Origin of the sequence: Puerhibacterium puerhi (genome assembly GCF_009846865.1) — a bacterium.
GTDB classification, from domain to species: Bacteria; Actinomycetota; Actinomycetes; order Actinomycetales; family Cellulomonadaceae; genus Puerhibacterium; species Puerhibacterium puerhi.
Genome location: NZ_WUWN01000005.1, coordinates 95,961 through 116,193 on the forward strand (window position 1 = coordinate 95,961; position 20,233 = coordinate 116,193).

Here is a 20,233-nt window from a genome sequence, read left to right on the forward strand (position 1 = left end):
GGGTGGAGTACTACCGAGTCCAGGATAGGCCCGCCGCGTCAGGCTCGGTAGTCGGGCGGGGTTCGGCTCGCGCGCCGAGGCTGATCGAGCTGCTGCCGAAGCGCTGACGCACCGCGTCCAGCGCGAGCTCCGCCTCGCGACGAGCCTCACCACGGGGTGAGGCCGCCTCCTCGAGCGTCGGCTGCTCGGCCAGGCCCGCGCGGGCCGAGAGGTTCTCCATCCGCACGCCGACGAGGCGCACCGGCAGGCCGCGCAGGTCGGCGGCGGCCAGCAGCTCGCGGGACACGAGGTAGATCTCCCTGCCGACGTCCGTGGGACCGTTCAGGGTGCGCGAGCGCGTCAGCGTGCGGAAGTCGCTGGTGCGGACCTTGACCGCCACCGTGCGCCCCACGAGGCCCTGCCCGCGCAGCCGTGCTGCCACCTTGTCCGCCAGCGCGAGGACGTGCTTCTCCACCGCGCGCAGGTCCCACAGGTCCTGCGCGAAGGTCGTCTCGGCGCCGATGCTGCGCTCGTCGCGGCCCGGGACGACGGGACGCGGGTCGCGCCCCCAGGCGAGGTCGTGCAGGTGCGCGCCGGCGACCTTGCCCACCGCCGCCTGCAGCGTGGCGACGTCGGTGTCCGCGAGCTGCGCGACGGACGTGATCCCCCACCGGCCGAGGGCCTGCTCCGTCTTCTCCCCCACCCCCCACAGCGCGCCGACCGGCAGCGTGCGCAGGAACGCGACCGTCGCGTCCGCGGGCACCAGCAGCATCCCGTCGGGCTTGGCGTGGGTGGACGCGAGCTTCGCCACGAACTTGTTCTGCGCGATCCCCACGGAGCACGTGACGCCGTGCCGGGCGTGCACCAGCTCGCGCAGCCGCGCCCCGATGACCGTGGGCGGGCCCAGGCGCCGCCGCGCCCCGCTGACGTCGAGGAAGGCCTCGTCCACGCTCACCTGCTCCACCAGCGCGGTGATCTGGCCGAGCAGCTCCATGATCGAGCGCGACACGTCCTGGTAGAGCCGGTGGTCCGGCGGCACCACCACGGCCTGCGGGCACAGCCGCAGCGCGGAGGCCATCGACATCGCCGACCGCACGCCGAAGGCTCGCGCCTCGTAGGTCGCGGCGAGGACCACGCCGCGCTCCCGGCCGCCGACGATGACGGGCAGCCCGCGCAGCTCCGGCCGCCGCGCGAGCTCGCACGAGGCGAAGAAGGCGTCCATGTCGACGTGCATGATCGACGTGCCGCTCTCGTCGGCGCCCCAGTCGCGCTTCGCGGTCGCCGACCGCGGGGCTCTGCTCACGAGGCCGCCGACGTCAGGCGCAGCGGGCGCGAGAACCCGGCGTCGGGGTCGACCACCATCGCGACCTCGTCGCGGAAGTCCTCGGCGCACGCCGCCAGCTCGTCGGCCCGCTGCGGCGCCACCTGCTCGCCGTGGCCGGCGTCGACCGCGGCGCGCAGGCGTGCCCCCGAGGCGAAGTAGACGGACCACGCCGCGAGCTGCGGCTCCACCAGCGCGAGCATCTCCCAGACGGTCTTCGCCCCGGAGCGCGGACCGGGGCGGCCCCGGAGCGCCACGACGGCCGCCGCGCTGCGCAGCGCGGCCAGGTGCGCGTGCAGGAACCGGTCGGCCGGGTCCGACGCCTCCGCCGCCTCGGCGAGCTCCGCGTCGGCGACGCTCAGCAGACGGGTCACCTCGGCGGGCACGGCCCGCGGCCCCGCCCCCGTCCGTGCGGCCGTCTCCGACCCGCCCGCCGCCGTGCGGCGTGCCGTGTGCTCCAGGGTCATCGCAGACCTCCCGTCTGAGCGCTCCCCGCGCCCCTCCAGTGTCGAACACGTGTTCGAAGCCTGTCAATCCGTGGCGCGCACGCCCGCCGGGACGGCTCCCGTCGGTGAGACTGGACCCATGGCCCGCCGCAGCACGCGCTCCTCGCGACGCAGCCCATCGTCCTCCGAGCCACCGACACTGCCGCACGGCCCCGTGCCGATCGACACGGGCACCGCCGAGGTGGAGGCCGACCCCGACCACGCCGCCCGCATGACGCTGCTCGTCAACGGGGTCCCCAGCTCGTTCCTCGACCTGGACGACCCCGGGTTCCTCGCGTTCGAGTACATGCAGCAGATGGACGCCGTCAGCGAGCTGCTCCCGGCGGGCGGCGTGCGCGCGCTGCACCTCGGCGCCGCGGGCTGCGCGCTCGCCCGCCGCTGGGACGCCGAGCGGCCGGGCTCGCGCCAGCTCGGCGTGGACGTCGACGCCCGCCTGCTCGAGCTGGTGCGCCGGTGGTTCGACCTGCCGCGCTCCCCGCGGCTGCGGCTGCGCGCCGACGACGCAGGGCACGCGGTGACCACGCTGGCCGACGCGTCCTTCGACGTCGTCGTGCGCGACGTCTTCGCCGGCGACACCACGCCCGCCCACCTCGTCGGCCCCGGCTTCGCCCGCGAGGTCGCCCGGGTGCTGCGGCCCGGCGGCCTCTACCTCGCCAACTGCGTCGACCGCCCGCCCCTGGTCACCGCCCGTCGCGAGCTGGCGACGCTCGCGGCCGCGTTCGCCGGGCCCGCCGGCAGCCCGGACCACGACACCGTGGCCGCCGGCCGCCTCGCCGCCGTCACCGAGCCGGCGATCTTCAAGGGCCGCCGCTACGGCAACGTGGTGCTCGCGGCCGTGCGCCCCTCCGGCGACGGCTTGCCCGTGCCGGACCTCACGCTGCCGGCGCTGGCCCGCGCGCTGCGCAGCCTGCCCGTGCCCGCCCAGGTGCTCGCCGGCGACGAGCTCGCCGGCTTCGTCCGAGGGTTCGCCCCGTTCGAGGACGAGGACCCGTTCGAGGACGAGGACCCGGCCGAGGGCGACACCCCGGCCGGCGATCCGGTCCACGGCCGGGCCGACGACCCTGCCGACGGGGACCGGGAGGGCGCGCCGCAGACCGCGGGCTGACGCCGTCGGGCCCCGGGCCGCCGGCCCCCACAGGTCGCCCGCCCGGGCCACCCGGCCCGAGCCGGCGGCACCCGCGAACGCCCGGGGCCTCCCCGGCAACCCCCGGACACACCCCCTGGAGACGCAGCGAGGGCCGCGACCCCGTGGTCGCGGCCCTCGCCGGCGTCGTGCGGCCCGTCAGAGCGGGACGACCTGCTCCGCCTGCGGCCCCTTCGGCCCCTGCGTGATCTCGAACTCGACCCGCTGCGCCTCCTCGAGGCTGCGGTATCCCTGCGTCTGGATCGCGGAGTAGTGCACGAAGACGTCGGCACCGCCGTCGTCCTGCGCGATGAAGCCGTAGCCCTTCTCCGCGTTGAACCACTTCACAGAACCCTGCGCCATGCTGATCCTTCTTCTCAGTCCACGAGCGGACCGGGCGGCCCCGCTCGTCGCTGCACTGCCGCCGACGCCGATCCGTGCTGGTCACGCGAAACTGCGAGGTTCGTCACTGCAACGGCGCCAGTGTGGCACGGACCACGTTCGAGCGCCATGGTCCGTCCCCAGGTCGTCACGACGAGGTTCGACGGCACGCGGCGCGGCCCCGACGCTGGTCAGCGCTGCGCGCCGCCCCCGCCCGCCCGGGCGCTGTGCGCCCCGGGCCGCCGCCTCAGTCCTCGCCGTCGTGCTGGGCGAGGAAGCGCTCGAACTCCGCGCCGAGCTCGTCCGCCGTCGGCAGCGGCGCCGCCTCGGCCAGGAGCGAGGGGCGGCCGAGCGAGCGGGAGAAGCGGTCGTACTGCTCCTCCAGGGCCGTCACGACGGCGCGGACCTCCGGGGACTCCTCCAGCTGCTTCTCGACCTCGATGGTCGCGTCCGCGGCCGCGGCGGCCAGGCGCCCGGTGGCCAGGTCCAGGCCGGTCGCGCGCTCCACGTGCTGCAGCGCGACGACGGCCGCCGGCGTGTAGCGCGACTGCGCCAGGTAGTGCGGCACGTGGACGACGTAGCCGAGGGCGTCGTGCCCCGCCTGGCCCAGGCGGTACTCGAGGAGGGCCGCCATCGAGCCCGGGACCTTCACCGTGCCGAAGAAGGACGTGTAGTCCTCCGTGAGGCCGTCACGGGTGCCGTGCGCGGTGAGCGTGAGCGGCCGCGTGTGCGGCACGCCCATCGGGATGCCGTGGAAGCCGACGGTCAGGGACACGTCGAACCGCTCGACCAGGCCCTTGACCGCCGCGACGACGCGCTCCCACTGCAGGTCGGGCTCGGCGCCGTGCAGCAGCAGGAACCCCGTGCCCTCGGCGTCGCGCACGTGGTCCAGCGCCAGGAACGGCTCCTCGTAGTCCGTCCAGCGGTCGGCGTCGAACGTCATCACCGCCCGCTTGGAGCGGTAGTCGAGCAGCTGGTCGACGTCGAAGGTCGCCAGCCGCGTCGTCTCCAGCTCGTCCACCAGGTGGGCCGCGGCGATCTCGCCGGTCGCCCCCGCGTCGACGAACCCGCGCAGGGCGTGCAGCATCACCGGGCCCGTGGGGCGCCCCGACGCGGCGTGCGCCGGCGACGCTCCGGTGCCGGCTTCGAGGGCCGCCACGGCCGCCTCGTCCACCTGCACGATGCTCTGCGGGTCCAGCACGTCTACTCCCTCCGTCGACGAGCAGCCTGCGCCGCTCGGTGACCACCCCGCGCCCCGCCGGTCCGGCGACCCACCGAGTGGCCTCTCGTGGTGACTCTGTCGTGACAACCTCGCGGGACCGGAGAACCTTCCCGGTGCCCGCTGGACGGGACGGCTGACCGCGACCCGTCGCGTCCGACATAATGGTCGGCCGACCGACGCGACGGTCGCACGAGCGTGGGGAGGTCACGTGGCGGGCAGGCAGGACGAGCTGGCGCACGAGCAGGACGTGGTCGACACGCTCTACGGCCGGCTGGACGAGCTGCGGCGCAGGGCGCGGCGGCGCCTGGGCGACGTGCGACGCGCGGGACCCTCCGGGTCGCCGCAGAACCGGTCGGAGCGCGACGCGTTCGCCACGCTCTACGAGGACCGGGCCGCCCAGCTCGACGCCGTCGAGGACCGGCTCGCGTTCGGCCGCCTCGACCTCGAGGACGGCACCGCGCGGTACGTCGGGCGCATCGGGCTGGCCGACGACGAGCAGCGCTCGCTGCTCACCGACTGGCGGGCCCCGGCCGCCGAGGCGTTCTACCGGGCCACCGCGCTCGCGCCCGCCGGCGTCCGGCGCCGACGGCACCTGGTCACCGCCGGCCGGCGGGTGGTGGGCCTGGAGGACGAGCTGCTCGACCTCGACCACGTCGACCCCGACGGCGCCGCGGCCCTGTCCGGCGAGGGCGCCCTGCTGGCCGCGCTCGCCACCCGCCGCACCGGGCGCATGGGCGACATCGTCGCCACCATCCAGGCCGAGCAGGACCGCATCATCCGCTCCGACCTCACGGGGGCCCTGGTCGTCCAGGGCGGCCCCGGCACGGGAAAGACGGCGGTCGCGCTGCACCGCGCCGCCTACCTGCTGTACGCCCACCGCCGCGTGCTGGAGCGCTCCGGCGTGCTGCTGGTGGGGCCGTCGCGCTCGTTCCTGCGCTACATCGACCAGGTGCTGCCCTCGCTCGGCGAGACCGGCGTCGTCTCGACGACCGTGGCCGAGCTGCTGCCCGGGATCCGCGCGACGGCCGTCGACGAGGGACCCGTGGCCGAGATCAAGGGCCGGCTGCTGTGGGCGGAGGCGATCCGCCGCGCCGTGCGGGCGCGCGAGCGCATCCCGGCGCGGGACGTCCGGTTCCGCCTCGACGGACGCGACCTCGTGGTCCGCCGGCGCGACGTGCGCGAGGCGATCGCGCGGGCCCGGCGCACCCACAAGCCGCACAACGAGGCCCGTGCCACCTTCGTGCGGGACATGCTGGCCCGGCTCGCCGACCAGTACGCCCGCCTCGAGGGCGGCGAGCTCACGCCCGAGGACCGCGCGGTGGTGCTCGAGGACCTGCGCGCCCACCGCGACGTGCGGGTCGCCCTCAACCTCGCGTGGTTCCCCATCACGCCCGAGAAGCTCGTGGCCGACCTCTTCGCCAAGCCGCACCGGCTCGCCGAGGCGGCGCCGGAGCTCACGGAGGACGAGCGCGCCCTGCTGCGCCGCGACCCCGGCGCGCCGTGGACCGAGTCGGACGTGCCGCTGCTGGACGAGGCCGCCGAGCTGCTGGGCGAGGACGACAGCCTGGCCAAGGCCGAGGCCCGCGCCCGCGCCGCCGAGCGCGCCGCGGAGCTCGAGTACGCCCGGTCAGTGCTCGAGTCCACCGGCGCGGGCGGCGGCCTCGTCGACGCCGAGACCCTGGCCTCGCGCTTCGAGTCCGGCGGCCCGGTGCTCACCACCGCCGAGCGCGCCGCCGCCGACCGCACCTGGACCTACGGCCACGTCGTGGTCGACGAGGCGCAGGAGCTGTCGCTGATGGCCTGGCGCATGCTCGTGCGCCGCGTGCCGACGCGGTCGCTGACGATCGTCGGCGACGTCGCGCAGACCTCCTCCGCCGCCGGCGCCCGCTCGTGGTCGGCAGCCCTGACCCCCGTGCTGCGCGACGGCTGGCGCCTCGAGGAGCTCACCGTCAGCTACCGCACGCCCGCGGAGGTGGCCGACACCGCCCAGCGCGTCGCCAAGGCGGCGGGCCTGCCGGTGTCGCCGCTCACCGCCGCGCGCGAGGTGCCGGACGCGCTGGTCACCGTGCCGGTGCGCAGCGCCGATGACGCCGGCACCGCCGCCGCGACCGGGGCGATCGCGTCCGCGGTCATCGCCGAGGTCGCTGCGCTCGCCCGCGAGTTCGTCGGCACCGACGGCGCCGGCCGCGTCGCCGTCGTGGCCGCCGACCGCCGCGCGGGCGGCCTGCGCGACGCCGTCGCTCGGGCCCTGCCGGGCGCGCTCGGCGACGCGGAGGCCGCGCGGCTAGCCGCGCAGCGCCCCGAGGACGCCCAGGTGCCCGTGCTGACGCCGCGCGAGACGAAGGGCCTGGAGTTCGACGCCGTCGTGCTGGTCGAGCCAGCGGAGGTCGCCGAGGGCGCCGGTGGGTGGTCGGACCTGTACGTCGCCATGACCCGACCCACCCAGCGCCTGGTGGCGGTGCACGCCCGGCCCCTGCCCGACGGCTTCGCGGGCTGAGACGGGTTTGTCGCCCGGCGGGCCGAGGGCGCACCATGAGGGCGTGCTGCGTGCCCTTCTGCTGGAGAACGTCCACCCTGTCGCCACCGAGATCCTGCGCGCCTCGGGCTTCGAGGTCGAGACCCGACCCGGGGCCCTCGACGAGGCCGAGCTGATCGCGGCGCTCGACGGCGTCCACGTCCTCGGGATTCGCTCGAAGACCACGGTGACCCGCAAGGTCCTGGAGAGCTCTCCGGGCCTGCTCGCCGTCGGCACGTTCTCCATCGGCACCAACCAGATCGACCTGGCGGCCGCGTCGTCCTACGGCGTCGGCGTCTTCAACGCCCCCTACTCGAACACCCGGTCGGTGGTGGAGCTCGCGCTCGCCGAGGTCATCGCCCTGACGCGCCGCCTCACCGTCCGCGACAAGGCGCTGCACGACGGCGTCTGGGACAAGACGGCGGAGGGCGCCCACGAGGTGCGCGGGCGCACGCTCGGCATCATCGGCTACGGCAACATCGGCTCGCAGCTGTCGGTGCTGGCCGAGAACCTCGGCATGCGCGTGCTGTTCTACGACGTCTCCGAGAAGCTCGCGCTCGGCAACGCCCAGCGCGTCGCCACGCTCGAGGAGCTGCTCGAGCGGTCCGACGCCGTGACGATCCACGTCGACGGGCGCGCCGGGAACGCCGGGCTGTTCGGCGCCGAGGAGTTCGCCCGCATGAAGCCGGGCGCGGTCTTCCTCAACCTCTCGCGCGGCTTCGTCGTCGACGTCGAGGCGCTGCGGGAGAACATCCTGTCCGGCCACCTCGGCGGCGCCGCGGTCGACGTGTTCCCCAGCGAGCCCAAGAAGCGCGGCGACAGCTTCGACTCCGAGCTGCGGGGCCTGCCGAACGTCATCCTCACGCCGCACGTCGGCGGCTCGACCGAGGAGGCGCAGGAGGCGATCGGCGAGTTCGTCGCCGGCAAGCTGCGCGACTACCTGCAGACCGGCTCGACCATGCTCAGCGTCAACCTGCCGAACCTGCAGCTGGGGCGCACCGGCGTGGGTCGCATCGCGCACCTGCACCGCAACGTCCCGGGCGTGCTGGCCGCGGTCAACCAGGTCTTCGCGGAGCACGGCGCCAACATCGAGGGCCAGATGCTCGCCACCCGCGGCGAGATCGGCTACGTGGTCACGGACATCGCGGACGTCACCGAGCGCGGCGCGTCGGTGAAGCTGGCGGCGATGGAGAGCACGATCCGCCTGCGGGTGCTCGACGAGCTGCCGCGCGAGGAGTACGTCCCCGGGCCGGCCGCCGGCCTCTGAGGCCGCGAGAGGCTGCCCCGGACGGCCGGCCACCCCGCACAGCGGCGTCACCGCGCACGACAGAGCCCGGCCGGGCTGCACCCGGCCGGGCTCTTCCGCGTCCGTGGGAACCCGGGCGACGCCTCGCCGGGCCCGCGCCGGTTTCAGCCGCGCGCCTCGGCCTCGCGCAGCCCCTCGGCGGCGTCGCCGGCCGCGCCGTCGGCGGCGGCCGGCGCGTCCCCGTCGGCCGCCTGCGCGCGCTCGCGCTCGGCGCGCTCCGCCCGCAGCGACGTGATCGCGCTCTCGAAGTCCTCGAGCGACTCGAACGCCTGGTAGACGCTGGCGAACCGGAGGTACGCCACCTCGTCCAGCTCGCGCAGCGGCCCGAGGATCGCGAGCCCGATCTCGTAGGCGTCGATCTCGGCGCTGCCGGCCTGGCGCAGCGTCTCCTCGACCTTCTGGGCCAGCAGCGCGAGGTCGTCCTCGCTCACCGGCCGTCCCTGGCAGGCCTTGCGGACCCCGGAGACGATCTTGTCGCGGCTGAACGGCTCGGTCGCGCCCGACCGCTTGACGACCGACAGGCTGGCGGTCTCGATCGTGGTGAAGCGGCGCCCGCAGTTCGGGCACTGGCGACGGCGACGGATGGAGGCGCCGTCGTCGGCCGTGCGCGAGTCGACCACGCGCGAGTCGGGGTGGCGGCAGAACGGGCAGTGCATCCCGGCAGACTACCGGAGCGCCGCCCGCCAGGACTCAGTCGACCGGCACCAGGATCGTCTGCCCGACCTGCAGCGCCGCGCTGCCCAGCTCGTTGAGCTCGCGCAGGTGCGCCACGACGTCGCGCACGTCCTCGCGCGGCCCGGCGATCTCCTGGGCGAAGCCCCACAGGGTCTCCCCCGGCGCGACCGTGTGCACGCGGACCTCGACCGGGACGCCCGGGCTGCTCGCGAAGGCCTGCGCCCCGAACCCGACGAGCGGCGCGCACGCCAGCGCCGCGAGGAGCGCCACCACGACCCGCCCGCGGGCGGTGAGGCGCAGGCCGCCGAGACCGAGCAGGCCGCGGGGCGCGGCGGACGCCCGCACGGCGGCGGACCGGGAGCGCACGGGACGGGCGGCAGGGGCGGCGATCGTGGCGGCCACGGTGACCTCCGGGAGTCGTAGGACTGAGCTGACGGTCGGAGCGGGCGCGCGACCTGGTCGAACGCCCGTTCGTTCGAACAACCGTTCGTTCGAACGCCTGTAGCATCGCACGACCCACCGACATTGTCGAGACTCGCCTCGAACACGTGTTTGATCCGAGGCCTGCGCTGGCCTAGAGTGGGCGTACGACCAGCACGAACGGTCGGGTCAGCACGAGCGCGCCACCAGGGCCGTACGGCACCAGCGGGCGGGCGCGCGGCCACGCGGGCCGGCCACGACGACGGGAGAGGTCATGACGGGTCGCACGACCGGCACGGGCGGCGACGCCGCCCCCGCCATCGCGACGGTGAGCGAGCTGCCCGCGGCGGGCGCCGCCGACCGCCTCACGCCGCGCCAGCGCCGCGTCCTCGAGACGATCCGCACGTCCGTCGAGACGCGCGGCTACCCCCCGACGATGCGCGAGATCGGCGAGGCGGTCGGCCTGGCCAGCCCGTCGTCCGTCAAGCACCAGCTCACGACTCTCGAGCGCAAGGGCTACCTGCGCCGCGACCCGAACCGGCCGCGCGCCATCGAGGTCGTCGACCCCGCCGACCAGGAGCACGGCGCCGCCGAGGCCGGCGGCGAGGCTCGCCCCGCCGCCCCCGCGCCGACGGTCACGCCGCTGGTCGCGCAGCTGCCCGGCGCCGACGACGAGCTCGTCTCCGCGCCCTCGTACGTCCCCGTCGTGGGCCGGATCGCCGCCGGCGGCCCGATCCTCGCCGAGCAGCTCGTCGAGGACGTGTTCCCGCTGCCTCGCCAGCTCGTGGGCGACGGCGAGCTGTTCCTGCTCAAGGTCCAGGGCGACTCGATGGTCGACGCCGCGATCTGCGACGGCGACTGGGTGGTGGTGCGCCGCCAGCCGGTGGCGGAGAACGGCGAGGTCGTGGCAGCCATGCTCGACGGCGAGGCGACGGTCAAGACCTTCAAGCGCGAGCGCGGCCACCTGTGGCTGCTGCCGCAGAACCCGGCCTACGCCCCGATCCCCGGCGACGAGGCCCAGGTGCTCGGCCGCGTCGTGGCGGTGCTGCGCAGCCTCTGACGGGCACGCCCCCGCTGGGCGCGCCGCCGCGAGCCGGCGTCGAGGTCAGCGGCGGGCCGGCCGCCGGGCGGCGGCAGGTCAGAGGCCGAGCCGTCGCTGCACGGCCCGCATGCTCTCGGCGCTGGCCCGCAGCCCGGCGACCTCGGCGTCCGACAGCGGGACGTCGAGGATCTGCGCCACGCCGCCCCGCCCGACCACCGACGGCAGGGAGAGGCACACGCCGTCGATGCCGTGGTGCCCGTCGAGCCGCGACGACACGGTCAGCACGCGCTGCTCGTCCTTGAGCACCGCCTCGATGATGCGGGTGGCGGCGAGCCCGACGGCATAGTTGGTCGCTCCCTTGCCCGCGATGATCCGGTACGCCGACTGCACGACGTCCTGGGCGATCCGCTCGCGCGTCTCGGCGTCGAGCGGTGCGCGTCCCGGCAGGGGCTGCCAGTCCAGCAGCGGCACGCCGCCGATGGTCGCCGAGCTCCACAGCGCGATCTCCGAGTCCCCGTGCTCACCCGCCACGTACGCGTGCACGTTGCCGACCGCCACCCCGCAGTGCGTCGCCAGGGCCGCACGCAGGCGCGAGGAGTCCAGCACCGTGCCCGAGCCGAAGACCCGCCCCGCGGGCAGGTCCGAGATCCGCTGAGCCGCGTAGGTGACGACGTCGACCGGGTTGGTGACCATGATGTAGACGGCGTCCGGGGCCACCTCGAGCAGACCCGGCAGGATGCCGCGGACGAGCCCGACCGTGGCCTCCGCGAGGTCGGTGCGGGTCTGCCCGGGCTTCTGCCGCGCGCCGGCGGTGACGACCACGACGTCCGCGCCCCGGCACACCTCGACGTCGTCGGAGCCGTCGATCTGGGCCGGCGGGATGAACATCGCCCCGTGCCGCAGGTCGAGCACCTCGGCCTCGACCTTCTGCCGGTTGACGTCCAGCAGGGCCACGGAGCGCGCGGTGCCGCGCATGAGCGCCGCGTACGCGAGCGTGGAGCCCACCGCGCCCGCGCCCACGACGGCGAGCTTGGTGGCGCTGCGGCCGGGCACGGTCTCGGGCAGGAGCCCGGGCGTGATGTCGTCGGGCAGGGTCACGTCGTCCTCCTCGCCGCGCCGGCGGTCCCGGCGCCGCCCCCAGGCTAGGTGTCGAGCCTGCGCAGCGCAGCGCGGACGACGGCCGGGTCGGTGGTCGGCCAGAAGTCGGGCATCGAGCGCGCGAGGAAGGTGCCGTACCGCGCGGTGGCCAGGCGTGGGTCGAGCACGGCCACCACGCCGCGGTCCGCGGCGCTGCGCACCAGGCGCCCCGCGCCCTGGGCCAGCAGCAGCGCCGCGTGCGTCGCGGACACCTGCATGAAGCCGTTGCCGCCAGCCTGCTCCACGGCCCGGGCCCGGGCGGACCTCACGGGGTCGTCGGGCCGCGGGAACGGGATGCGGTCGATGAGGACCAGCTGGCAGCTCGGACCGGGCACGTCGACGCCCTGCCACAGGGACAGGGTGCCGAACAGGCAGGTGCGCGGGTTCTCGGCGAACCGGCGCACGAGGCTCGGGAGCTGGTCGTCGCCCTGGACGAGCACGGGCACGTCGAGCCGCTCGCGCATCGCCTCGGCCGCGGCCACGGCGGCCCGCCGGGAGGAGAACAGGCCGAGCGTGCGGCCGCCCGCCGCCTCGATCAGCCCGGCGATCTCGTCGAGCTGGGCGTCGGTCGTCGGCTCACGGCCCGGGGCGGGCAGGTGGCGCGCGACGTACAGGATGCCCTGGCGCGGGTAGTCGAACGGGCTGCCGACGTCGACGCCGGCCCAGTCGACGGCGCCGTCGTCGCCCGCCCCGCGCCCCAGGCCCAGCGAGCCGGCCACCGCGTCGAACCGGCCGCCCAGGGTGAGCGTGGCCGAGGTGAACACCCCGGTGGCCTCGCCGAGCAGCCCGGTGCGGATGAGGCCCGCGACGCCGAGCGGGGCGGCGTGCAGCCGCGAGACCCCGTCGCCCCACGGCGCCGAGTCGTCGGGCCGCGAGCACCACAGCACGTCGGCGCTGGTGTCCTCGGCGGCCATCCGCTCGGCGACCTCGAACAGCTGCAGCACGGCCGACTGCGCCATCTTCAGTCCCGGGTCGGGCTGGGCCTGGTTCTGCGCGCCGCCCTCGGGCTTGAGCCTGCTGAGCAGCTCGCGCGCCGCGTCGCGCACCGCCCCGACCGCCGCGCGCAGGTCGTCGGGCAGGCCCTGCGGGAACCGCTCCGCCGGCACCGTGGCCAGCAGCGACCCGAGCGCCTGCGCGGCGGCGTCCAGGCCGGTCGTCTCCGTGCCGCCGTGCCGGCGCGCCAGCCGCGCGGCGTGCTCGACGGTCGTCAGGGACAGGTCGACGGTCGCGGCCGCGGTCACGCGGTCGGCGAGCTCGTGCGCCTCGTCCACGACGACGACGTCGTGCTCCGGCAGCACGTTGGGGTTGCCGGACACGGCGATGCCGAGCATCGCGTGGTTCGTCACGACGACGTCGGCGTCGCGGGCCGCCGCACGGGCCCGCTCGGGGAAGCACTGCTCGAGCATCGGGCAGCGCTGGCCCAGGCACTCCAGCGCGGTGACGGACACCTGCCGCCAGGCCCGGTCGGGCACGCCCGGCACGAGGTCGTCCCGGTCGCCGGTGTCGGTCTCCTGCGCCCAGGCGTGCAGCCGGCGCACGTGGTCGGCCAGGGTGGCGGGGCCCTCACCGCGCCCGGGCGCGGCGGACGACGCCGCGGGGTGGTCGGTGGCGCCCGCGGCCTCGCCGGGCAGGTCGAACAGCGCCTGCTCCTCGACGGGGTAGCCGCCGCCGACCTTGTGCAGGCACAGGTAGTTGTGCCAGCCCTTGAGGAGCGCCACCTTCGGGGGCCGCGGCAGGCGCGGGGCGACGGCCTCGGCGACGAGCGGCAGGTCGCGGGTGATCACCTGCCGCTGCAGCGCCAGGGTGGCCGTGGAGACCACGACGCGCTCGCCCTCGACGACGGCGTGCCGCACCGCGGGGACGAGGTAGCCGAGCGACTTGCCGGTGCCCGTGCCGGCCTGGACCAGCAGGTGCTTGCCGGAGCCGATCGACGCCTCGACCTCGAGGGCCATGCGGTGCTGGCCGTCGCGCCGCCCGCCGCCGAGCCGGCCGACCGCCAGGTCGAGCAGCTCCTCGACGTCCGGCACCGGTGCGTCGCCTGCCGGTGCGTCCTCGACCTCGGCCCCGCGCGCGCTCGTGCTCACCGGTCGATCCTACGGGGGCGGTCCCACCCGCCGGGCGCGCCTGTGGACGCCGCGGTCCCGACGGACGCCCGACGGACGCACGACGGCCCCCGCACCCGGTGCGGACCGGGTGCGGGGGCCGTCGCAGGTCGTACCGGCCACCGCGACGGGCGACCGGGCGGCGACCAGGTCAGGAGGCCGCGACCGCCACCCGCCGCAGCTCGGCCGCGAGCGCCTCGTCCACGCGGCCCCGCAGCAGCGTGCCGGCCTCGAGGTGCTCCTCGTGGTCGATCTCACCGCCCTGGTGCACGCGGTGCACCAGGTCACCGCGCGAGTACGGGACCACGAGGTCGATCTCGACGTCGGGCCGCGGCAGGGCGTCGGCGATCAGCTCGCGGAGCTCGGCCATCCCCTCGCCGGTGTGCGCCGAGACGACCACCGTGTGCTTCTCGCGGCGCTGGATGCGCCCGACGACCTCGGGGTCGGCCACGTCGGCCTTGTTGAGCACGACGACCTCGGGCACGTCGTGGACGCCGGGGATCTCCGAGAGCACCTCGCGCACCGCAGCGATCTGCCCCTCGGGGTCCGGGTGCGCGGCGTCGACCACGTGCAGCAGCAGGTCGGCCTCGCCGACCTCCTCCAGCGTGGAGCGGAACGCCTCGACCAGCTGGTGCGGCAGGTGCCGCACGAACCCGACGGTGTCGGCGAGCGTGTAGACGCGGCCGTCGTCGGTGCGGGCCCGGCGGACGGTCGGGTCGAGCGTGGCGAACAGGGCGTTCTCCACGAGCACGCCGGCGTCGGTGAGCGCGTTGAGCAGCGACGACTTGCCCGCGTTGGTGTACCCGGCGATCGCCACCGACGGGACGGCGTTGCGGTGCCGCTCGAGCCGCTTGGTCTCGCGCGCCGGCTTCATCGCTGCGATCTCGCGGCGAAGCTTCGCCATGCGGTTGCGGATGCGACGACGGTCCAGCTCGATCTTCGTCTCACCGGGGCCGCGCGAGCCCATGCCGGCGCCCGCGCCGCCCACCTGGCCACCGGCCTGGCGGGACATCGACTCGCCCCAGCCGCGCAGGCGCGGCAGGAGGTACTCGAGCTGCGCCAGCTCCACCTGCGCCTTGCCCTCACGGGACTTGGCGTGCTGGGCGAAGATGTCGAGGATCAGCGCGGTCCGGTCGATGACCTTGACCTTGACGATGTCCTCGAGCGCGCGGCGCTGAGAGGGCGCCAGCTCGGCGTCGGCCACGACGGTGTCCGCGCCCTCCGCGGCCACGACGTCGGCCAGCTCGGCGGCCTTGCCGGAGCCCAGGTACGTGCCGGGGTCCGGCTTCTGACGCCGCTGCAGCACGCCGTCGAGCACCTGCGAGCCGGCCGTCTCGGCGAGGGCCGCGAGCTCGCGGAGCGAGACCTCGGCCTCGGCGGCCTCGCGCTCGCCGCCGGAGTAGACGCCGACGAGGACGACGCGCTCCAGGCGCAGCTGGCGGTACTCGACCTCGGTGACGTCCTGCAGCTCGGTCGACAGGCCGCCGACGCGCCGCAGGGCGGTGCGCTCCTCGAGGTCGAGCTGGTCGCCGTCGTGCACGGTGTGGACCGTGCCGCCCTCGGCGCGCGCGGTCCCCGCCCGGGCGAGGACCCGCGCCACGACGTCGTTCGCGATCGCCTGGGCATCGGCGGTGGCGGCGCGGGTGTCGGGCTGCTCCGTGGTCGGAGCCTGGGGGTCCTGCGGGGTGTAGGTCAAGAATGTGCCTCTCGATAGGGTGCGCCGCTTCGGTGGGCGCGATCGGTACAACGCGCGGTGCCTCCCCAGGATTCCACGCCGGGCCGCCCGAGGCCCGCGAAAATCGCTGGCGCACGTAGGATCGCGCCCGTGAACCAGCCCGACGCCCCCGAGCCCGACCACTACTTCACCGCCCGCCCGGCCTCGGCCGAGGAGCGGCGCACGGTGGCGGTGCGGCTGGCCGGGCGCGACGTCGAGGTGGAGGTCGCCTCGGGCGTGTTCTCCCCCGGGCGGGTCGACCTGGGCACCCAGGTGCTGCTGCGAGAGGCACCGCAGCCGCCCGCCACGGGCGACCTGCTGGACCTCGGCTGCGGCTGGGGCCCGCTGGCGCTGACGATGGCGCTGGAGTCGCCGGACGCCACCGTCTGGGCCGTGGACGTCAACGAGCGGGCGCTCGGCCTCGTGCGGCGCAACGCCGCGCGGCTCGGCCTGGGCAACGTGCGCGCGTGCCTGCCCGACGAGGTCCCGGCGGACGTCACCTTCGCCGCCGTGTGGTCCAACCCGCCGATCCGGGTGGGCAAGGAGGTGCTGCACGGCATGCTGCGCACCTGGCTGGCCCGGCTCGCGCCGGCGGCGGACGACGACGCCGCGGGCGGCGCGTGGCTCGTGGTGCAGCGCAACCTGGGGGCCGACTCGCTCGCCCGCTGGGTGGACGCCGAGCTCGGCGCGCCCCTCGGCGTCACCGTCGCGCGGGCCGCGAGCGCCAAGGGCTACCGGGTCCTGCGCGTCACCCGCTGAGGCGCCCTCGGACCACCTTCGGGGCACCGTCAGGCGAGCGTCACCTCGCCGGTGAACACGAGCTCGGCCGGTCCCGCCAGCTCGACGTGCCCGTCCGGCAGGGCACGCACCCGCAGCAGGCCGCCGGGCACCTCCACGAACCAGGTGTCCACGGCCGGCGTGCCGCCGGCAGCGGCCCAGGTGCGCACCGCGAGCGCCGCCGCGCACGCCCCCGTGCCGCACGACCGGGTCTCCCCCACGCCGCGCTCGTGCACGCGCATGCGCGCCCGGCCCACGACCTCGCCGGCGGCGGTGCGCTCCTCGCCGAGCGGCACGACCAGCTCGACGTTGGTGCCCCGCGGCGGCACGGGCGCCACGTCGGGGGCGACGGTCAGGTCGAGCCGCTCGAGCTCGTCCGCCTCGGCCAGGGCCACGACCGTGTGCGGGTTGCCGAGGTCGACCGACAGCGCGGGGCGGGGCGCGTCCCAGCCGCGCACGGCCACGGCGGCGTCGGCGCCGGTCGCGGCGGCCTCCTGGCCGCCCGGCAGGAACCACGGGCCCATGTCGACGGCGTACCAGGTGCCGGACCCGTCGGGCGCGGCGACCCGGCGCACGCGCTTGACGCCGGCGCGGGTGCCGAGCGCGAAGCCGTCGGCGTCGTCCAGGTCGGCCAGCCCCAGGGACTCGGCGAACGCCGTGAACACCCGCACGCCGTTGCCGCACATCTCCGCGATCGAGCCGTCGGCGTTGCGGTAGTCCATGAACCAGATGGCGCGGGGCTCCTCGGCCAGCACGTCGTCGGCCACCGTCTCCCCGGCACGGGCGATCGCCGCCGTGGGGGCGAGGCGGATGACGCCGTCGCCGCCGACGCCCGCGCGGCGGTCCGCCAGGCGGCGCACCTGCTCGGGGGTCAGGTCGAGGTCGCCGCGGGTGTCCGCGACGAGGACGAAGTCGTTCTGGGTGCCGTGCCCCTTGGTGAACCGGATGCCGGTCGGTGCGCCGTGGGTCATGGCATCACCCTACGTGCCCGCGCCGCCCGAGCCCGCGCGCCCGGTCGCGGTCACGCCCAGCGACCGGCGGGTGACGCCCGTCGTGGTCTCGGGCAGCGTCCCGGCGTCCGCCGCCGCCACCACGGCGAGCGCGTCCTCGAGGAGGGTCGGCGACGCGGCGTCGAGCCACTGCACCCGCGGGTCGCGGCCGAACCAGCCCATCTGCTTGCGCGCGAGCCGCCGGGTGTTCGCGACCACCGCCGCCCGCGCCTCGTCCTCGGTCGTCTCGCCGCGCAGGAACGCGAGCACCTCGGCGTAGCCGACGGCGCGGGCCGCCGTCGTGCCGAGCCCGGCGCCGTCGCCGCCCTGCTCCGGGCTCGCCAGGGCGCGCACCTCGGCCACCAGGCCGGCGTCCCACATGCGCTCGACCCGGCCGGCGACCCGCGCGTCCAGCGTGGCCCGGTCGCAGTCCAGGCCGATCTGCACCGCCGGGCGCACGTACTCCTGGCGCGGGAGGTTGGCGGTGTACGGCCGGCCGGTCAGGGCGATGACCTCGAGGGCCCGCACGATGCGGCGCGTGTTGTGCGGGCCGATGCTGGCGGCGGCGGCCGGGTCGCGCCGCTCCAGCTCGGCGTGCAGCGCCCGGCGCCCCTCGCGCTCGGCGCGGGCCTCGAGCTCGGCGCGCAGCCGCGGGTCGGTGCCCGGGAAGTCCATGTGGTCCAGCAGCGCCCGCACGTACAGGCCCGAGCCGCCGACGACGACGGCGCGCCCACCGCGGCCGGCGATCGCGTCGAGATCGGCACGCGCGGCCTGCTGGTACCGGGCCACGGAGGCGTCCTCGTGCGGGTCGAGCACGTCGACCTGGTGGTGGACGACGCCGCGCCGCTCGTGGGGCAGCACCTTGGCGGTGCCGACGTCCATGCCTCGGTAGAGCTGGTAGGCGTCGGCGTTGACGATCTCGGCGGCGGCGCGCGCCGTGCCCGGCTGCACCCCGCCGGGCGACAGGGCCGCGGCCAGGTCGAGGGCGAGGTCCGACTTGCCGGTCGCGGTGGGCCCGACCACGGCCACGACCACACCCGGCCCCTGTGCTGCGCTCACCCGACGACCCTAGTGGGCGCCGGCCCGGTAGACCGTCACGTGGTAGGCGGTGGGCAGGTGCTCGTGGTGCGCCGGCACGACGGCGGTCTCGGCCTGCCAGGCGCCCGCCGCGGCAAGCGATGCGAGCACCGCGGCCACGCCGGGCGCGAGCGCGTCCGGCCCCCCGTCCGCTCCGCCCGGCACTCCCCCGCCGGCCACGACGACGGGGCCGGCCCCCAGCGCCCCGGCGGCCGCCGCGACGTCGTCCGCCCCGGCGTCGGCCGGCACCTCGACGGTCACGCCGGCGGCGAGCCCCGCGTCGGCGAGCGCGAGCAGCGCCACCGACGCCGCGACGCCGGCCGTGCCGTCCGCACCGCCGGCCGGTCCGGTCGCCGCGCCGGGGCGCTCCGCGAGCAGCGGGACCCACCGGTCCGCCACGCCGGCGGCAGCGAGCGACGGCCGCAGGCTGCCGGCGCGTGCCACCGCCCCGTGCGCCAGGACCGCGGGCGTCGCCCCGCCCGCGGCGAGCTCGCGCAGGGCGCGGCGCACCGCCGCGCGGACGGCCACGAGCACGTCGGCCTCGCCCGCGGCGCCGGCGACGAGCAGCGGCGTGGCGGGCACGACGACGGCGCGGGCGGGGGCCGGGGCGGGGGCGCCGGCTGCGGCGGCGGGTGTGGCGGCGGCTGCGGCGGGCTCGGGCACGGCGCCGACCCTAGCCGCCCACGGGCACGGTGGGCGGGCCGTCGGCGGCGGCAGGTAGTGTGGCCGGGTGAGGTTCTTCGGGTCACGCCGGTCTGACGGGCCGCGGGGCGCACGCCCCGGCGCGGCCGGCCACAGGGAACCGACCGGCGAGGGTGTCGACGACGACGAGCTGCGGGACCGGGTCGAGGGCCTGCTCCTGCGGGTGGTCGGCTCACCTCGCACGGCTCCGGGCCCTCAGCACCTGGATCCCGCCGAGGTCCCCGCTCCCCTGTCGCGCGACCGCATCGAGCGCTGGCTTCAGGAGGCGGGCTTCGCCTACTTCGTCGACTCGGACGGCGACGTGGGCGGGCTGTGGCACGGCTGGCTGTTCTACTTCCTCGTGCTCGGCCAGGACGACGAGGTGCTCCAGGTGCGCGGCCAGTGGCACCGGGAGCTCAGCATCGAGCGCCTCGAGGAGGTGCTCGACATCTGCAACACCTGGAACGCCGAGCGCATCTGGCCCAAGACGTACGTGCGGGTCCGCGACAACGGCTCCGTCGTCGTCTGCGCCGACGTGACCGTCGACGTCGAGCACGGCGCCACGGACGACCAGCTCGACCAGCTGCTGCAGTGCGGGCTGACCACGGGGACGATGTTCTTCGAGCACCTCGACGCCCGGTACCCCGACCCGCTGCGGGAGGCGCCGTGAGCGCACGCACCCCGTGGCGCACGCGTCTGCGCGCCCTCGGGCTGCGCGGACGTGCCGCGCGGCCGGTCGGCGAGCCCGTCGTCGTGCAGCGGCCGCGGCCGCTGTCGACGGAGCGCGTGGGCGACGACCTCGCCCGGCGCGGCTACCGGTTCCGCATCGACTCCGACGGCGACGTCACCGGCACCTGGGACGGCAACCGGTTCTGGTTCCTGCTCCTCGGCGACCACCGCGAGATCCTCCAGGTCCGCGGCCGCTGGGCGGGCCTCGTCCCCCCGAGCGCGCGGCTGGCCGTGCTGCAGGCCGCCAACGACTGGAACCGCGAGCGCATCTGGCCCAAGGTCTACGCGCGCGAGGAGGGCGGCGGCATGGCGCTGTACGCCGAGGTCTCGGTGGACTTCGAGCACGGCGCGACCGACGACCAGCTCGCCGCGACCGTCTCGTGCGGGCTGGTGACCGCCAGCCAGTTCTTCGCGACCGTGGCGGCCCTGACGCCCGGCGCCGGGCTCGACGGGCCCGACCTGGACGACCTCGACGACGCCGGGGAGTGATCCCCCGCACACGACGCGGCCCGCACCCCGAGGGGTGCGGGCCGCGTC

At 76.3% G+C, this 20,233-nt stretch carries 19 protein-coding genes; 7 read left to right on the forward strand and 12 right to left on the reverse strand.

Annotated features, from left to right (window positions below):
- Positions 1-10: 10 nt before the first annotated feature.
- Together GSF02_RS04885 and GSF02_RS04890 are read right to left on the reverse strand one after the other, a co-directional pair.
- Positions 11-1,282: a DNA polymerase IV gene (locus GSF02_RS04885; protein ID WP_159793285.1), complete on the reverse strand. Its 1,272-nt coding sequence runs from the start codon at positions 1,280-1,282 to the stop codon at positions 11-13.
- Positions 1,279-1,767: an SAV_6107 family HEPN domain-containing protein gene (locus GSF02_RS04890; protein ID WP_159793287.1), complete on the reverse strand. Its 489-nt coding sequence runs from the start codon at positions 1,765-1,767 to the stop codon at positions 1,279-1,281. Before GSF02_RS04890 ends, GSF02_RS04885 begins: the two co-directional genes overlap by 4 nt.
- Positions 1,768-1,960: 193 nt before the next feature.
- On the opposite strand from GSF02_RS04890, the gene GSF02_RS04895 reads away from it, so the two are divergent.
- On the forward strand, positions 1,961-2,911 hold the full coding sequence (locus tag GSF02_RS04895) for a spermidine synthase (protein ID WP_328798997.1): 951 nt from the start codon (positions 1,961-1,963) through the stop codon (positions 2,909-2,911).
- A 177-nt stretch (positions 2,912-3,088) separates the two neighbouring features.
- Here the strand turns inward: GSF02_RS04895 and GSF02_RS04900 are convergent, their stop codons facing one another.
- Both GSF02_RS04900 and GSF02_RS04905 read right to left on the reverse strand, forming a co-directional pair.
- Positions 3,089-3,292: a cold-shock protein gene (locus GSF02_RS04900; RefSeq protein WP_159793291.1), complete on the reverse strand. Its 204-nt coding sequence runs from the start codon at positions 3,290-3,292 to the stop codon at positions 3,089-3,091.
- Between the two features lie 265 nt (positions 3,293-3,557).
- Entirely contained in the window at positions 3,558-4,511 is a 954-nt protein-coding gene (locus GSF02_RS04905; RefSeq protein WP_159793293.1) for a proteasome assembly chaperone family protein, read from the reverse strand.
- Between the two features lie 229 nt (positions 4,512-4,740).
- On the opposite strand from GSF02_RS04905, the gene GSF02_RS04910 reads away from it, so the two are divergent.
- Complete coding sequence (locus GSF02_RS04910) at positions 4,741-7,029, forward strand: HelD family protein (RefSeq protein WP_159793295.1); 2,289 nt, start codon at positions 4,741-4,743, stop codon at positions 7,027-7,029.
- 43 nt (positions 7,030-7,072) lie between these two features.
- The gene (serA, locus tag GSF02_RS04915; protein WP_159793297.1) at positions 7,073-8,314 is read left to right on the forward strand and encodes a phosphoglycerate dehydrogenase; all 1,242 of its coding nucleotides are present in this window, start codon (positions 7,073-7,075) and stop codon (positions 8,312-8,314) included.
- 143 nt (positions 8,315-8,457) lie between these two features.
- On the opposite strand, the gene nrdR is transcribed toward serA, so the two are convergent.
- Together nrdR and GSF02_RS04925 are read right to left on the reverse strand one after the other, a co-directional pair.
- Entirely contained in the window at positions 8,458-9,009 is a 552-nt protein-coding gene (gene nrdR, locus GSF02_RS04920; protein WP_201308795.1) for a transcriptional regulator NrdR, read from the reverse strand.
- 34 nt (positions 9,010-9,043) lie between these two features.
- Positions 9,044-9,430: a LysM peptidoglycan-binding domain-containing protein gene (locus tag GSF02_RS04925; protein ID WP_159793299.1), complete on the reverse strand. Its 387-nt coding sequence runs from the start codon at positions 9,428-9,430 to the stop codon at positions 9,044-9,046.
- 292 nt (positions 9,431-9,722) lie between these two features.
- Between GSF02_RS04925 and lexA the strand changes: the two genes are divergently transcribed.
- A complete protein-coding gene (gene lexA, locus GSF02_RS04930) occupies positions 9,723-10,508 on the forward strand; it encodes a transcriptional repressor LexA (protein WP_159793301.1) in 786 nt (261 codons plus the stop codon).
- Between the two features lie 78 nt (positions 10,509-10,586).
- Here the strand turns inward: lexA and GSF02_RS04935 are convergent, their stop codons facing one another.
- The 3 genes from GSF02_RS04935 to hflX form a co-directional block, all read right to left on the reverse strand.
- Complete coding sequence (locus GSF02_RS04935) at positions 10,587-11,582, reverse strand: L-lactate dehydrogenase (protein ID WP_235915379.1); 996 nt, start codon at positions 11,580-11,582, stop codon at positions 10,587-10,589.
- A gap of 50 nt (positions 11,583-11,632) precedes the next feature.
- Positions 11,633-13,711 (reverse strand): ATP-dependent DNA helicase, encoded by a 2,079-nt coding sequence (locus tag GSF02_RS04940; RefSeq protein ID WP_159793303.1) that lies wholly within the window; start codon positions 13,709-13,711, stop codon positions 11,633-11,635.
- A gap of 169 nt (positions 13,712-13,880) precedes the next feature.
- Positions 13,881-15,425, reverse strand: a complete 1,545-nt coding sequence (gene hflX / locus GSF02_RS04945; RefSeq protein WP_159793305.1) for a GTPase HflX — start codon at positions 15,423-15,425, stop codon at positions 13,881-13,883.
- A 129-nt stretch (positions 15,426-15,554) separates the two neighbouring features.
- Between hflX and GSF02_RS04950 the strand changes: the two genes are divergently transcribed.
- Positions 15,555-16,202, forward strand: a complete 648-nt coding sequence (locus tag GSF02_RS04950; protein ID WP_159793307.1) for a class I SAM-dependent methyltransferase — start codon at positions 15,555-15,557, stop codon at positions 16,200-16,202.
- 29 nt (positions 16,203-16,231) lie between these two features.
- Here GSF02_RS04950 and dapF read toward each other — a convergent pair whose 3' ends face one another.
- From dapF to GSF02_RS04965, 3 genes are read right to left on the reverse strand one after another with little or no spacing between them, the layout of a single operon-like run.
- Positions 16,232-17,191: a diaminopimelate epimerase gene (gene dapF / locus GSF02_RS04955; protein ID WP_159793309.1), complete on the reverse strand. Its 960-nt coding sequence runs from the start codon at positions 17,189-17,191 to the stop codon at positions 16,232-16,234.
- A gap of 9 nt (positions 17,192-17,200) precedes the next feature.
- Positions 17,201-18,268: a tRNA (adenosine(37)-N6)-dimethylallyltransferase MiaA gene (gene miaA / locus GSF02_RS04960; protein WP_159793311.1), complete on the reverse strand. Its 1,068-nt coding sequence runs from the start codon at positions 18,266-18,268 to the stop codon at positions 17,201-17,203.
- A gap of 9 nt (positions 18,269-18,277) precedes the next feature.
- Complete coding sequence (locus GSF02_RS04965; protein ID WP_159793313.1) at positions 18,278-18,949, reverse strand: hypothetical protein; 672 nt, start codon at positions 18,947-18,949, stop codon at positions 18,278-18,280.
- Between the two features lie 67 nt (positions 18,950-19,016).
- On the opposite strand from GSF02_RS04965, the gene GSF02_RS04970 reads away from it, so the two are divergent.
- Positions 19,017-19,637: a YbjN domain-containing protein gene (locus GSF02_RS04970; RefSeq protein WP_159793315.1), complete on the forward strand. Its 621-nt coding sequence runs from the start codon at positions 19,017-19,019 to the stop codon at positions 19,635-19,637.
- Positions 19,634-20,185, forward strand: a complete 552-nt coding sequence (locus tag GSF02_RS04975) for a type III secretion system chaperone family protein (RefSeq protein ID WP_408003858.1) — start codon at positions 19,634-19,636, stop codon at positions 20,183-20,185. Before GSF02_RS04970 ends, GSF02_RS04975 begins: the two co-directional genes overlap by 4 nt.
- Positions 20,186-20,233 lie beyond the last annotated feature (48 nt).